General features: G+C 64.8%; 10 protein-coding genes. 7 read left to right on the top strand and 3 right to left on the bottom strand.

All coding sequences use genetic code 11. From position 1 onward, the window contains the following. Positions 1 to 6 precede the first annotated feature (6 nt). The 7 genes from A8M77_RS03840 (at position 7) to A8M77_RS03810 (ending at position 6,946) form a co-directional block, all read left to right on the top strand. Entirely contained in the window at positions 7 to 1,557 is a 1,551-nt protein-coding gene (locus A8M77_RS03840; RefSeq protein WP_086920238.1) for a benzoate-CoA ligase family protein, read from the top strand. Further along, the gene (locus tag A8M77_RS03835; protein ID WP_086920237.1) at positions 1,554 to 2,369 is read left to right on the top strand and encodes an alpha/beta fold hydrolase; all 816 of its coding nucleotides are present in this window, start codon (positions 1,554 to 1,556) and stop codon (positions 2,367 to 2,369) included. The genes A8M77_RS03840 and A8M77_RS03835 overlap by 4 nt, the downstream gene beginning before the upstream one ends. Before the next feature lie 89 nt (positions 2,370 to 2,458). Then, on the top strand, positions 2,459 to 3,628 hold the full coding sequence (locus A8M77_RS03830) for an ABC transporter substrate-binding protein (protein ID WP_086920236.1): 1,170 nt from the start codon (positions 2,459 to 2,461) through the stop codon (positions 3,626 to 3,628). A 46-nt stretch (positions 3,629 to 3,674) separates the two neighbouring features. Beyond that, positions 3,675 to 4,547 (top strand): branched-chain amino acid ABC transporter permease, encoded by an 873-nt coding sequence (locus A8M77_RS03825; RefSeq protein ID WP_086920235.1) that lies wholly within the window; start codon positions 3,675 to 3,677, stop codon positions 4,545 to 4,547. Next, positions 4,544 to 5,500: a branched-chain amino acid ABC transporter permease gene (locus A8M77_RS03820; RefSeq protein ID WP_086920234.1), complete on the top strand. Its 957-nt coding sequence runs from the start codon at positions 4,544 to 4,546 to the stop codon at positions 5,498 to 5,500. The genes A8M77_RS03825 and A8M77_RS03820 overlap by 4 nt, the downstream gene beginning before the upstream one ends. Next, a complete protein-coding gene (locus A8M77_RS03815; protein WP_086920233.1) occupies positions 5,497 to 6,243 on the top strand; it encodes an ABC transporter ATP-binding protein in 747 nt (248 codons plus the stop codon). Before A8M77_RS03820 ends, A8M77_RS03815 begins: the two co-directional genes overlap by 4 nt. 1 nt (position 6,244) lies before the next feature. Continuing rightward, on the top strand, positions 6,245 to 6,946 hold the full coding sequence (locus tag A8M77_RS03810) for an ABC transporter ATP-binding protein (RefSeq protein WP_086920232.1): 702 nt from the start codon (positions 6,245 to 6,247) through the stop codon (positions 6,944 to 6,946). Between the two features lie 210 nt (positions 6,947 to 7,156). On the opposite strand, the gene A8M77_RS03805 is transcribed toward A8M77_RS03810, so the two are convergent. From A8M77_RS03805 to A8M77_RS03795, 3 genes are read right to left on the bottom strand one after another with little or no spacing between them, the layout of a single operon-like run. After that, complete coding sequence (locus tag A8M77_RS03805; RefSeq protein ID WP_086920231.1) at positions 7,157 to 9,793, bottom strand: site-specific DNA-methyltransferase; 2,637 nt, start codon at positions 9,791 to 9,793, stop codon at positions 7,157 to 7,159. Positions 9,794 to 9,795: 2 nt separating this feature from the next. Further along, positions 9,796 to 10,254, bottom strand: coding sequence for a type II toxin-antitoxin system VapC family toxin (locus tag A8M77_RS03800; protein WP_086920230.1), 459 nt, complete (start codon positions 10,252 to 10,254; stop codon positions 9,796 to 9,798). Continuing rightward, a complete protein-coding gene (locus A8M77_RS03795; RefSeq protein ID WP_086920229.1) occupies positions 10,251 to 13,511 on the bottom strand; it encodes a BPTD_3080 family restriction endonuclease in 3,261 nt (1,086 codons plus the stop codon). The genes A8M77_RS03800 and A8M77_RS03795 overlap by 4 nt, the downstream gene beginning before the upstream one ends. Positions 13,512 to 13,607 lie beyond the last annotated feature (96 nt).

Below are 13,607 nucleotides of genomic sequence, written 5' to 3'. Positions count from 1 at the left end.
GACACGATGAGCCTGCCTGCCCAATTCAACTTCGCCGAACACCTGTTCGCCCTCAACCGCGGGCGCGCGCAGAAGATCGCCTACGTGGACGACCGCGGCACCCTGCCCTACGGCCAGCTCGAGGAGCGTGCGCGACGCCTCGCCGCCGCCCTGCTCGCCGCCGGCGTGAAGCGCGAGGACCGCGTGCTGCTGCTGATGCTCGACAGCAGCGACTGGCCGGTGAGCTTCCTCGGATCGCTCTACGCCGGCGTGGTGCCGGTGGCGGTCAACACGCTGCTGACCACCGAGGACTACGCCTACATGCTGGCCAACAGCGGTGCCAAGGCCGCGCTGGTGTCGGGCGCGCTGCTGCCGACGCTGGTGGATGCCCAGCGCAAGAGCGGCCAGGCGCTGCAGGCCCTCATCGTCTCGCAGCCCACCGGCGATCTGCCCGAGGGCGCACAGGAATTCGAGGCGGCGCTCGCCGCGCACCCGCCGCTGGCCGAGCCCGCCGCGACCGCGCCCACCGACCATGCCTTCTGGCTCTATTCCTCCGGCTCCACCGGCAAGCCCAAGGGCACGGTCCACACCCACGGCAACCCGTGGTGGACGGCCGAGCTGTACGGCAAGCCGGTGCTGGGCCTGGGCGAGAACGACGTCTGCTTCTCGGCCGCCAAGCTCTACTTCGCCTATGGCCTGGGCAATGGCCTGACCTTCCCGCTCTCGGTCGGCGCGACCGTGCTGCTGATGGCCGAGCGGCCGACGCCGGATGCCACCTTCAAGCGCTGGACGGGACAGCACAAGCCCACCGTCTTCTTCGGCGCACCGACCGGCTTCGCCGGCATGCTCGCCTCGCCCAACCTGCCGGCGCGCGAGGCGGTGTCGCTGCGCATGTGCTCCTCGGCCGGCGAGGCGCTGCCGGGCGAGCTGGCGCAGCGCTTCAAGCAGCACTTCGGCTGCGAGATCATCGACGGCATCGGCTCGACCGAGATGCTGCACATCTTCATCTCCAACCGGCCGGGCGACATCCGCTACGGCACCACCGGCCGCCCGGTGGAAGGCTACGAGATCGAGCTGCGCGGCGAGGACGGCCAGCCCGTGCCCGTGGGCGAAGTGGGCGACCTCTATATCAAGGGCCCCAGCACGGCCGTGATGTACTGGGGCAACCCCGAGAAGAGCGCCGAGACCTTCCGCGAGGGCTGGACCAAGAGCGGCGACAAGTACTCGCGCGATGCCGACGGCTACTACACCTACGCCGGCCGCAGCGACGACATGCTCAAGGTCAGCGGCATCTACGTCTCGCCCTTCGAGGTCGAGGCCACGCTGATGCAGCACCCGGCCGTGCTCGAGGCCGCGGTGATCGGCAAGGAAGATTCGGACGGCCTGACCAAGACCAAGGCCTACGTGGTGCGCAAGGCCGGCCAGCACGTGACGGACGAGGAGCTCAAGGCCTTCGTCAAGGAACGGCTCGCGCCCTACAAGTACCCGCGCTTCATCGAGTTCGTCGACGAGCTGCCGAAGACGGCGACCGGCAAGATCCAGCGCTTCCGTCTGCGCGAGCGGGAGAGGTCGGCGTGAGAGGGCAACCCCAGTTCGCCGCCATCCAGTGGCGGGGGAGAGAGGTGCGCGTCGAATACGTGCAGATCGCACCGGAACGCAGCGCGGCGCCGCTCGTGGCGTTCCTGCACGAGGGCCTGGGCTCGATCGCGATGTGGAAGGACTTCCCCGAGCGCCTGTGCGAGGCCGGCGGCTTTCGCGGCCTGGTGTTCTCGCGCCCGGGCTATGGCCAATCGACGCCGCGCGAGCCCGACGAATTCTGGGACGTGGACTTCATGCACCGCCAGGCGCACGAGGTGCTGCCCGCCTTCTTCGAGGCCATCGGCCTCCAGGAAAAGCCCTGGCTCTTCGGCCACAGCGACGGCGGCTCGATCGCGCTGCTGTACGCCGCGCGCTTCCCCGACCGGGTGACCGGCCTGGTGGTGCTGGCGCCGCACATCTTCGTGGAGGACGTGACGGTCGCCAACATCGAGCTGGCGCGCCAGGCCTACCTGGAGACCGACCTGCCGAAGAAGCTGGGCCGCTACCACGCGGACGTGGACTCGGCCTTCTGGGGCTGGAACCGCATCTGGCTGCACCCGCCCTTCCGCGACTGGAACATCGAAGCCGAGCTCGGCACCATCCGTTGCCCGGTTCTTGCTATGCAAGGCATCGACGACGAGTACGGCACCCTGGCCCAGATCCGCGGCATCGCCCAGCGCGTGCCCGGGACGAAGCTGGTGGAAATCCCGGACTGCGGGCATTCCCCGCACCGCGACCAGCCCGAAAAGGCGATAGTGGCGGCCGTTTCGTTCATCGCCGCACCCCCGGGGAAGTCTGTATTTCAGCCATAAATAGTTTAGCGCTAAAGTACTTTCATTTCCCCGAAGTCGTTCGGGCGGCCGATGGCCTTCGTTCCAATCACCAACCCAAGGAGATCTCCATGACCACCCGCATCGCAGCACGCACCACCCTGACGGCCCTCGCGCTGGCCTGCGTCGCCACCCTGGCCAACGCCCAGCAGGGCAAGCTCAAGGTCGGCCTGATGCTGCCGTTCAGCGGCACCTACGCCGCGCTGGGCGTCGCCATCGAGAACGGCTTCAAGCTCAACGTCGAGGAGCACGGCGGCAAGCTGGGCGGCCGCGAGATCGAGTACATCAAGGTCGACGACGAGTCCGACCCGGCCAAGGCCACCGACAACGTCAACAAGCTGATCAAGCGCGACAACGTCGACGTGATCATCGGCACCGTGCACTCCGGCGTGGCGATGGCGATGGCCAAGGCCGCCAAGGAAAGCGGCACCGTGCTGATCGTGCCCAACGCCGGCGCCGACGCGGTGACCGGCCCGATGTGCGCCCCCAACATCTTCCGCAGCTCCTTCTCGAACTGGCAGCCGGCCTATGCCATGGGCGAGGTGGCGGCCAAGCAGGGCAAGAAGACCGCGATGACCATCACCTGGAAGTACGCGGCCGGCGACGAGTCGGTGGCCGGCTTCAAGGAAGGCTTCGAGAAGGGCGGCGGCAAGGTGCTCAAGCAGCTCACCGTGCCCTTCCCGAACGTGGAGTTCCAGGCCCTGCTGACCGAGATCGCGGCGGCCAAGCCCGATGCGGTGTATTCCTTCTACGCAGGCGGCGGCGCAGTCAAGTTCGTCAAGGACTACGCGGCGGCCGGCCTGAACAAGACCATCCCGCTCTACGGCCCCGGCTTCCTGACCGACGGCACGCTGGAAGCGCAGGGCGACTCCGCCCAGGGCATGCTGACCACGCTGCACTACGCGGACGGCCTCAACACCCCGCGCGACAACAAGTTCCGCACCGAGTACGCCAAGATGTTCAAGCTGCAGCCCGACGTGTACGCCGTGCAGGGCTACGACGCCGCGCAGATGCTGGCCATCGGCCTGGCCGCGACCAAGGGCGACATCGGCAAGAAGGCCGAGTTCGCCGCCGCCATCGAGAAGGCCAAGATCGACAGCCCGCGCGGTGCCTTCACCGTCGGCAAGTCGCACAACCCGGTGCAGGACATCTACCTGCGCAAGGTCGAGGGCAAGGAAAACAAGGTGGTGAACATCGCCGTGAAGGGTCTCGCAGACCCCGCGCGCGGCTGCAAGATGTGACCGGCATCCCATCGATCGACTGACTGACTGAAAGCGACGACCTGCCGTGGACTTCGGTACCTTCCTCGTCCAGTGCCTGAACTCCGTTCAGTACGGGCTTCTCCTGTTCCTGGTGGCCTCGGGACTGACCCTGATCTTCGGGATCATGGGCGTGATCAACCTGGCCCACGGCAGCTTCTACATGATCGGCGCGTACATGGCCTTCGCGCTCGCGCCGCTCTTCGGCAACCAGTTCATCATCATGCTGCTGGCCGGCGTGGTGCTCACGGCGCTCTTCGGCTACGTGCTGGAGTGGGCCTTCTTCAGCTACCTCTACCAGCGCGACCACCTGCAGCAGGTGCTGATGACCTACGGCCTGATCCTCGTCTTCGAGGAACTGCGCTCGCTGCTGGTGGGCAACGACGTGCACGGCGTGCCGGTGCCCTCGTGGCTGGACGGCAGCTTCGCGCTCGGCAGCCTGATGAGCTACCCCTGGTACCGCCTCTTCGCGTCGGCCGCCTGCATCGTGCTGGCGATCGGCCTCTACTACGTGGTGAACCGCACGCGCCTGGGCATGATGATCCGCGCCGGCGCCAGCAACCGCGACATGGTGCGCGGCCTCGGCATCGACATCCGCCAGCTCTACCGCATCGTCTTCGCCGCCGGCGTGGCGCTCGCCGCGCTGGCCGGCATGATCGCGGCGCCCATGTCCTCGGTGTACCCCAACATGGGCGCGAGCGTGCTGATCATCTGCTTCGTGGTGGTGGTGATCGGCGGCATCGGCTCCATCACCGGCGCGCTGGTGGCCTCGCTGCTGGTGGGCTTCGTCGACACCTTCGGCAAGGTGTTCTTCGCCGACCTCGCGGGCATGGGCATCTATGTGCTGATGGCCATCATCCTGATCTGGCGGCCCGAGGGCTTGATGGGTCGCAAGACATGAAGACGTTCTCTCACTATCTGCCGCTGGTCTGCGCCATCGTGCTCGCGGCACTCGGCCCCTTCCTGGGCCCCTACCTCGGCGACTTGGTGGTCAAGGTGATGATCCTCTCGATCTTCGCGCTGAGCCTGGAGCTGCTGGTCGGCATGACCGGGCTGGTGAGCCTGGGCCATGCGGCCTTCTACGGCATCGGCGCCTATGCGACCGTGCTGGCCTCGGGCAAGGAGGGCGGCAACATCGCCCTGCTGCTGCCGCTGGCGATGGGCTGCGCGGCCGCCTTCGCGCTGGTCACCGGCGCCCTGAGCCTGCGCACGCGCGGCGTGTACTTCATCATGGTCACGCTGGCCTTTGCGCAGATGGCCTTCTTCGTCTTCCACGACACGCCGGTGGGCGGCGGCAGCGACGGCATCTACATGTACATCCGCCCGGTGCTGGGCGCGCTGGACCTGGAGAACAGCAAGGTGCAGTTCTACTTCGTGCTCGGCGCGCTGGTCTTCACCTACGGCCTGCTGGCGCTGATCCGCCGCTCGCGCTTCGGTGCGGCGCTGGCGGGCATCCGCGTCAACGAGCAGCGCATGCGCGCGGCGGGCTTTCCGGTGTACGGCTACAAGCTCGCGGCCTTCGTCATTGCGGGTGCGCTGGCGGGGCTGGCGGGCTTCCTCGTCGCCTCGCGCGACGGCGTGGTCAACCCCGAACTCCTGGCCTGGCACAACTCGGGCGAGGTGCTGCTGATGATCATCCTCGGCGGCCTGGGCCACCTGCGCGGCGCGGTCATCGGCGCCGTGGCCTTCACGCTGCTGAAGGAACTGCTGTCCACCCATGCCATCGTCGGGCCGCTGGCCGACCACTGGCAGCTGACGCTGGGCCTGTCCATCATCGCCTTCGTCGCGCTGCTGCCCAAGGGCATCGTCGGGCTGCGCGTGCGCCTGGCGCCGAAGAAGGAGGCCACGGCATGAGCAAGCTGCTGGCGGTCGAGACCCTGACCCGCCGCTTCGGCGGCCTGGTCGCGGTCAACAAGGTCACGCTGGACCTGCACCTCGGCGAGGTGCACGCGGTGATCGGCACCAACGGCGCGGGCAAGTCCACGCTGATCAACATGCTCTCCGGCGAGATCGAGGCCTCCGAAGGGCGCATCACGCTCGACGGCGAGGACATCACCGCCCGCGCCCAGTTCCGCCGCGCGCTGGCCGGCGTGGGGCGCAGCTACCAGCGCACCACCATCTTCCCGGAGTTCACCGTGCTGGAGAACTGCCGCCTCGCGGCGCAGGCCAACTCGCCGAAGCCCTGGGCGATCTGGCAGTCGTCGGACAGCTGCACCGACAGCAACGCCGCCGCGCGCGAGGCGCTGGAGGCGGCGGGCCTGGCCAACGTGGCCGCCCGCGTCGCCGGCACCCTGAGCCACGGCGCCAAGCGGCAGCTGGAAGTGGCGATGTGCCTGGCCACCAAGCCGCGCGTGCTGCTGCTGGACGAGCCGCTCGCCGGCATGGGCGCGGAGGAGACCGAGCGCATGCTGAGCCTCTTGGCCAACCTGAAGACCACCCACGCGATCCTGCTGGTGGAGCACGACATGGATGCGGTGTTCCGCATTGCCGACCGCATCACCGTGATGGTCAACGGCACCGTCATCGCGAGCGGCGACCCGGCCTCGATCCGCGTGAACCCCGAAGTGCGCACGGCCTACCTGGGCGAGGACCATTGAGATGCTGCAGATCGAAGGCCTGAACACCTACTACGGGGACAGCCACATCCTGCGGGGTGTGGACGTGAACCTGCCCGCCGCGACCTCGGTCGGCCTGCTGGGGCGCAACGGCATGGGCAAGACCACCATGATCCGTTCGCTAATGGGCTACGTGCGCCCGGCCTCCGGGCGCGTGAAGATGGACGGCCAGGACGTGACCGGCTGGGCGCCCGAAAAGATGGCGCGGCGCGGGATCGGGTATGTGCCGGAGGGGCGGGGGATTTTTCCGAACCTGTCGGTGCGCGAGAACCTGGTGATGAGCGCGCGGGCGGGGATCGATGGGAAGCGGGAGTGGACCTTCGATCGGGTGATGACGACGTTCCCGCGGCTGACGGAGCGGCTGTCGCATGGGGGGCAGCAGCTGTCGGGCGGGGAGCAGCAGATGCTTTCGATCGGGCGGGCGCTGATGACGAATCCGCGCTTGCTGATTCTGGATGAAGCGACCGAAGGGCTGGCGCCGCTGATCGTGGCGGAGATCTGGCGGGTGATCGGGGAGATCCGGGCGACCGGGATCGCGACGCTGATCGTGGATCGGGACTGGCGGAAGGTGCTGGGGAATACCGAGCAGGCTGTGGTGATGGAGAAGGGGCGGATTGTGAGGCAGGGGCCTTCGGCTGGGTTGTTGGCGGAGCCGAAGGTGTTGGAGGAGTTGTTGGGGGTGTGAGGCGCTGAGAGATACGCCTTAGGTCAGATGCTCCAGAAAGGTCGACCTCCGCAGCACGTTGTCTCGGTGAAGTTCCAGCAAGCGGCGTTGGCCTGTCGAGAAGCTATTCGCCATGGGCGGCGTCCCGGTTCTATCCCCATCCGCAGCGTGGGAGGACGCTATGGTATTAACGCTGCTCGCCCACCATGCTCTTCCCGTCCCTGTGGGGGTTCATGGTGCCAGCACCTTGGTGCTTTCCTCGCCGAACTGGCTGATCACGCGCACCGCCAGCTTTCGTCCTCGCTTGAGAGGCACAGGGTGCGAGCGAAAGCCGTACACGCGCTCGAAGGCCTCTTCGTCCAGTTCCACCTTCAGCATGCGCTCGGCGTTCTTCTTCACGCTGGCGGTGGCCAGTGCCGAAAGGCCGCGCTGAAACTTATCGAACTCGTCCTTGTCGCCACCGCAAAAGAAAACTTGTGTGGGCACGAAGTTGGAGCCGTCGTAGTCGGCATCCAGCATCCAGTAGCTGATGTCTGATGCGCTGCGCGCCGTCACCTCGTCACGGATCGGGTCGTAGATGTCCAGGCCGCGTATTTCCACCTGCACCTGACCATCTTCCCGCACCAAGGCGATGTCCGGCTCGCCGATAGTCACGAAAGAAGCAGCCTTCTTGTCTTTTTTGATCAGGCCCTCCTGCATTAGGTCGTCGTGCATGCGTACCTTGGTCACCTCGAAACTGCCCACGCGGCGCGTGACGGAGCGGTTTTCGATGTCGCTCTCGAAGCCGAAGCCCAGCGCCAGTAGCCAATCCGCATCGCCGCGCCGGCCGCAGGCACGTACCGCCTGATTCACCGCCACGCGACTCACAGTGCCGAACTGCGGCCCGATGTGGAGGTAGGCCTTGCGCTCGCCTGCTGCGGTGTCATACCAGCCTTCGGCATGCAACGCGCCGTCGGGGTCGTTGATCAGCTCCACGCGCGTGAACACCGCCGTCTCGCCCTTGGCACCGTTCTTCACACCGGCCGACTTCAGATGTTCGAAGATGCGGTCAACGAAGCGTTGTGCGCTATCGGCGTCGCGCTCGGCGGTTGCCATGTCACCAGGCGCTAGCGGCTCGTCGGCCTGCAATGTCTCAACCGTGAAAGGGCCGGCCACGCGCAGCTTCTTGCGGTCAATCTCGGGCTGATCGTACAGCGTCTTAGTCTCGGGCGGTTCGTCGTTGGCGAGCGACTTGAGCGTGACGTGCGGCACCGTCTTGTAGACGAAGCCGTGCCGCACGTCCTGCCCCGTAACATCGACCAGCCGGTACCACGGGTAGGTGGCCGTCATAAGCCGCGTCTTGGCGATGTTCAGGGCAATGCGTGATGTGTCGGTGGTGATCCAGCGCCGGCCCCACTGCTCCGCCACATGAGCCGTGGTGCCGCTACCGCAGGTAGGGTCGAGCACCAAGTCCCCGGGATCGGTGGTCATGAGGATGCAGCGCTGAATGACTTTGGTAGCAGTTTGCACAACATACCGTTGATCCTCAGTGAAGCTTCCGGATCCAGTATCAACCCACAAATTTGACAAAGGCACGACGGGGTTGTCTTCCAGCAGGCTCGCAAATCTCAGACTCGAGCCCGCGACAAAGAGGCGTTTTTGACCAGCAAGCCTGTCTAAGCCATGAGGAACGTCGACACTCCAATGGCGGTCATGAGGCGGAATAAACTGCTGCCCATTGAAGGAGTAGGCAACGGTTCGAGTTGCGCTATGGTCCTGGGACGTCAGCGATACAGACTGACAAAGCTTTGACCCCGTCGGCAACACCCCAGAGAGGCTTGATAGAGAACGAACCTCTCCTGTTGGGAGCAGAGCGAATCGAAATGCCCCCCCACCTTCATCGCCGATACCGCGCTCGAGAAACAGCGGCCTAAACTTCATCGTGCTCAGGTCTTTTGCGTACCAGATCAAGAAGTCGGTGGTAACCGTCAAAGTGGCCCCGGCCAACCCACCTGTCTTCTTGAAGGGAATCGTGGCATGAAAGTTTTGACTTCCAAATACCTCATCCATCAACGCTCGCACGAGATGCACGTTCTCATCGCTGATCTGCACAAAGCATGAGCCTGATGCGCTCAGCAGTTCCCGCGCCACCAGGAGCCGGTCGCGCAAATAGTTCAGGTAGGAGTGGATGCCCAGCTCCCAGGTGTCGCGAAAGGCCTTGATGACTTCTGGCTCGCCCGAAAGGTTTTCGTCAGCGCCGTCCTTCACGTTGCGATCGTTCAGCCGCATCTGCCAGTTGCTGCCGTACTTAATGCCGTAGGGCGGATCGATATAGATGCACTGCACCTGCTCCGCCATGCCCTCGCGTTCGAGCAGGCTGGCCATGACCAGCAGGCTGTCGCCCTGGATCATGCGGTTCTGCCACTTGTTAGGCTGCTTGTAGTAGCTCAAGGGCTTGTCCAGCTCGTCCATGGCGAGCGGGTTACCGAACAGTTCGTGGGTGAACAGCTCGTTCTGCGCGTCGTCGCGGCCGCGCAGCCTATAGAGACTGGCAATGATTTTTTCGGGCGCGATGTGCTCGTGGCGGTACAGGCTGCGGATGTCCACATCAAGTTCGGCCTGCGCATCGTCGGGCCCATACTTATCCAGCCAGTACAGCTCGGGGTCTTGCCCGCGCCGGGTGACGGGGTTGAGCGGCACGCGCTTCTGCGTGGGCAAGCCAGCAATGGCGTCGGCCTCGGCGCCCTTTTCTTCGCTGCTCGGGATGTAGGGGCGCTCCACCGGGGCCTGGCCCTTGTCGTGGTGCAGCGCATCGACTGGCTTGTAGCTGCCAATGACACTGTCTCCGGCGCTGGCCTTGGGCAGCTTTGGATTCTTGCGGGTTGCCATGGCTACTGGGTCCAATCTTCGGTCTGCAATCCCGGCACGCGCGAGAACTCGCCCTGATTGTTAGTGACAACCGTAAGATTCAAGGCCAGAGCATGCGCGGCAATCCAAGTGTCGTTGTTGCCTATTGGCGCACCACTTGTTTCGAGATGCGCGCGAACCTCGCCGTAATACTGTGCAATGCGTTCGCCAGATGGGTCGGCCGCATCCGGACCAACACAGCGCACGTGCTCGGTGAGGCGGCGCGTCAACTCCGCAGCCTTGTCGCGCTGGGCGTGCTTTGCAGTCCAGAGATGCAACTCGCCTAGGCTAATCATGGACATGGCCAGATCGCTGGCCAAGATGCTCTGTGTCTTTTCACGCAGGCGGCGCACCTGTTCAGCGCGCCGAGGGTCTTTGGAGTCCCTTCCGTGGACTGCGCCCCGCAGGGCAATCAGCGCATTGGTGTCCAACAGATATTTCATTCTTCTTGCTCGGGGTCGTGTCGTTGCTGTGGTAATTCATCCTCACGCACAGGTGGGAAGAAGTCATCTGGAAACTGCGTCAGCAGTTCAATCACATCCCATGCAGTGGCTTCGTCGATTTCCACCTGCTGGCCGATACGGTCGATCGCCGGATCCAACTCGTTCTTCAGCCGCTCGATGTCGGTGATTTCGAGGAAGTGCCAGGACAGGCCGCCGAACTGCTCGCGCTGCGCATTGACTGCGGGCAGCCAGCGCTGCAGGGTGTAGTAACGCTTGAATTCCTTGTCCTGCGCGAAGCCAGTGATTTCGACGATGAGGTTGAAACGGCGGCCACCGGGCGTCTTGATGCGGCACAGGAAGTCGGGGACGTAACGGCGCTCCTTGCCGGCTTTATCGGTGTAGGGAATCTCGAAGCCGAGGAAGGCATTCTTGACGTAACTTTCGATGGCCTCGGTCTGCTCGAAGGTCTTGGCTGCGATCTGCTCCCAGCTGTCGGTGTCGGCCACCACAAAGTTGACCGGGCTACGGCGCGTGGCGTACACCGGACGCGCGGTACTGGCCTGCACGTTGGCGGTGCTGCCGCGCGGGTTGTAGCGGTTGAGCAGGGCGATGACGTGTGGCGTCTTGCCTGCCGATTGCGCCGCCTGGCGATGCAGCCCGGCGGCTTCAATGCCGTGGTAGATGCTGGCGGCCACCGCCTGCTCGTCGTAGAAGAAGACCAGGCGACGCAGCGTTGCGTCAGTGCTGCCAACTAGTTCGATCTTGCTGGCATACCATTGCCCAGCAATGCGCAGAACGTCCTGGAAGTGCTCGAACTGCACCGCGCCCAGTTCGTTGCGGAAGTAGCGTGCCAGCGTGGCGCGCGCGGCCCAGTACACCACTTGCTGGTCGCGCAGCTCCTCGAGCTTGATGCGCAGCTCTTGCGTGTCGGCAGAAAAGGCATTGCCCAACGTGGTCTGAGTCGGCAACTTGGCCAGATTTACCTGGAAGGCGGGGGTACCGGAGAAATCGGCCTCTAGCGCATTGGTATCGAGAGCGAGCTTGTAGCCCTGCACGTTGGGGAATTCAATGGTCAGCTCGGCTCGCTCAGGCAACGCGTGCAGGTACCGGATGTCCTGCGGCGTCGGCAACTCGGGCGAACCGCCTTTGAAGAACTTGAAGGGCACGCCGATGATGTGGGCGTATTCAGGCGGGAACTTGCCGGTCTTAGGGTCGGTAAAGTATTCGCGCCGGCGTAGCGCGCGGCCCGCAACCTGCTCGCACAGTAGTTGCGAGCCAAAGGCGCGAATGCCCACGATGTGGGTCACGGTGTTGGCGTCCCAGCCTTCGGTGAGCATGCCCACGCTGACCACACAGCGGACATGCTGGCCGAGCTTGCCGTCGCGGCCCACGGTGTTGACGACCTCGCGCAGCAGGTCGGCGTCGGTCAGCGCCTCCACCGAGCGGTGCGGATGCGTGAGGCGGTATTCGCGCTTGAATGCCTCGATCTCGGGGGCGAAGACCTTCTTGAAATCGTCGTTGACTTGGCCGGAGTGTTCCAGCGCATCGGAATCGATGAGCAGCGTGGGTGGGCGTTGCTTGGGCCGGAGTGTCTTTGCATCGAAGTTGGAGAACAAGTCGAGCACGCCACGCACTACTCTTGAGGTGCCTTGGCCGTCAACTGTTTCATAACCGGCAACGAGCTTGTAGACCTCACGCGAGACGGTCGTGTTGCTGCATACCACGATGAACACCGGCGGCGCGCTGAACATGTCTCGTCGCCGCTCGCCCTGCTCGCGCAGGCCCTTGTCATAGGCCGCATAGTGGTCATAGAACTGATGGAGCGCCTGCTTAAGCAGGGGCGGGAGCTCCGGCGGCGGCTCAAAGACGGGCGTGTTGTCGCCCTTGGCCTTGCCTTTGCCGCGGGGCTTGGCCTCCTGCCGATCGTGGCGAGCGCTTTTGTGAGGCAATCCTTCCTTGCACGCTTCATAGAGATTGCGCAGCGTGGGTTCGTCCAGCGTCTGCGCGTTGTCCTCTACGGGCAGGAAGGGAATCTTGACCAGACCCGACTCGATGGCCTCGATGAGGCCGAAGTCCGACACCATCCAGGGGAAGAAGGAATATGCGGGCCAGCCCGATCCGGCGAGGAAGTAGGGCGTGGCCGATAGGTCGTACACGCTGGCAACCTTCCAGCGGCCAGCCAGCTCACGCAGGCCCGAGAACCAGACGGCGGCGCGCTCGTTCTCTGTAGCGCTGGCCTCTTCGTCGCTGTCGCGGCCCTTGGCGCGCGGCAGGTAGCAGTGGTGCGCCTCATCATTAACGACCACCATGCGCCGGCCGGGTTTGAACCCAGGCAGCACGCGGCGCAGTACGTCTGCTGGGCTTTCGAGGGCAGGAGTCTTGCGCCCGTCGGCACCGATCTTGCCGTCGAGAGGGCTTCTCTTGTTGCCCCCGATTTGCCGCGGCTCGAAAGCGTGAAAGTTCGTTATGGCCAGGCGCGCATTCAGGCCGGGCAGCAGCACGGCGAAGGCGGGAGGCACGAGGTGCCGCTGGCGGTAGTAGTCAGCCGCGTCAACGTCATGCTCGGCCTGCGTATCCACGCGCAGCACGGACAGCCGGTCGCGAATGGTGATGCCAGGTGCAACGATGAGGAAGTAGTCCGCATAGCGCGTGTCGTTGCGGTATTCGCAGCGATTGAGGTAGTGGTAAAGCAGCAGGCACGCCATGACCACAGTCTTGCCGGTGCCGGTTGCCATCTTGAAGCAGATGCGGGGCAACACGCTGGTCGCGTCTTCCACGGATTCGTTGGCCAAGCGCAACTGCCGCAGCACGTGAGAACCGGCGTTGGACCGAGCGGCGACCTCGTTGAGCCAGATGGCGGTTTCCACGGCCTCGCGTTGCGCAAAGAAGAGGCGCTTGTGGCTTGGACGCTCCGGGTTAAGAAACCAGTATTCGAGCAGGGCGAGGGTCACACGGCTGGTGACGCCTTCGTAGCCGCTGGCGCGCCAGGCATCCAGCTGTTCGCGCACCAGATTGACCAGATGGCTGCGGTACTGCCCCGCCAGGTCGTTGACATCGAACATGCTGGCCTGCGCCTGCCGGCCCAAAGGCACCTGGGGCGTGGTCGGCGCGAAGATACGGCGACCGGGCAGCGGCCGCGCGTAGTCGAGGCTGCCATCCTCCGCCGTAGCGTAGTGTTGCGCGGGCGGATCATAGGGCCCGTTAAGGATGGGAGACGAGCCCGCAGAGGCGGTGAAGGAGTTCTTTTTGACTGCCATGGTGCGTTGAGCCGATTATCACGGCCCGCAACTACACGAGCAGCCACCGATTGCCGAAACGCATCGAATCGAATGTCGACCCAACGGCGACAAATG

Origin of the sequence: Variovorax sp. JS1663, assembly GCF_002157355.1 — a bacterium.
Lineage (GTDB): Bacteria > Pseudomonadota > Gammaproteobacteria > Burkholderiales > Burkholderiaceae_C > Variovorax.
This window is presented reverse-complemented; position numbering and strand designations above follow the sequence as displayed.

Coding starts and splice junctions, on each gene's coding strand:
- A8M77_RS03840 (WP_086920238.1), top strand. CDS start 7: ATGAGCCTGCCTGCCCAATTCAACTTCGCCGAACACCTGTTCGCCCTC.
- A8M77_RS03830 (WP_086920236.1), top strand. CDS start 2,459: ATGACCACCCGCATCGCAGCACGCACCACCCTGACGGCCCTCGCGCTG.
- A8M77_RS03820 (WP_086920234.1), top strand. CDS start 4,544: ATGAAGACGTTCTCTCACTATCTGCCGCTGGTCTGCGCCATCGTGCTC.
- A8M77_RS03815 (WP_086920233.1), top strand. CDS start 5,497: ATGAGCAAGCTGCTGGCGGTCGAGACCCTGACCCGCCGCTTCGGCGGC.
- A8M77_RS03810 (WP_086920232.1), top strand. CDS start 6,245: ATGCTGCAGATCGAAGGCCTGAACACCTACTACGGGGACAGCCACATC.
- A8M77_RS03805 (WP_086920231.1), bottom strand. CDS start 9,793: ATGGCAACCCGCAAGAATCCAAAGCTGCCCAAGGCCAGCGCCGGAGAC.
- A8M77_RS03800 (WP_086920230.1), bottom strand. CDS start 10,254: ATGAAATATCTGTTGGACACCAATGCGCTGATTGCCCTGCGGGGCGCA.
- A8M77_RS03795 (WP_086920229.1), bottom strand. CDS start 13,511: ATGGCAGTCAAAAAGAACTCCTTCACCGCCTCTGCGGGCTCGTCTCCC.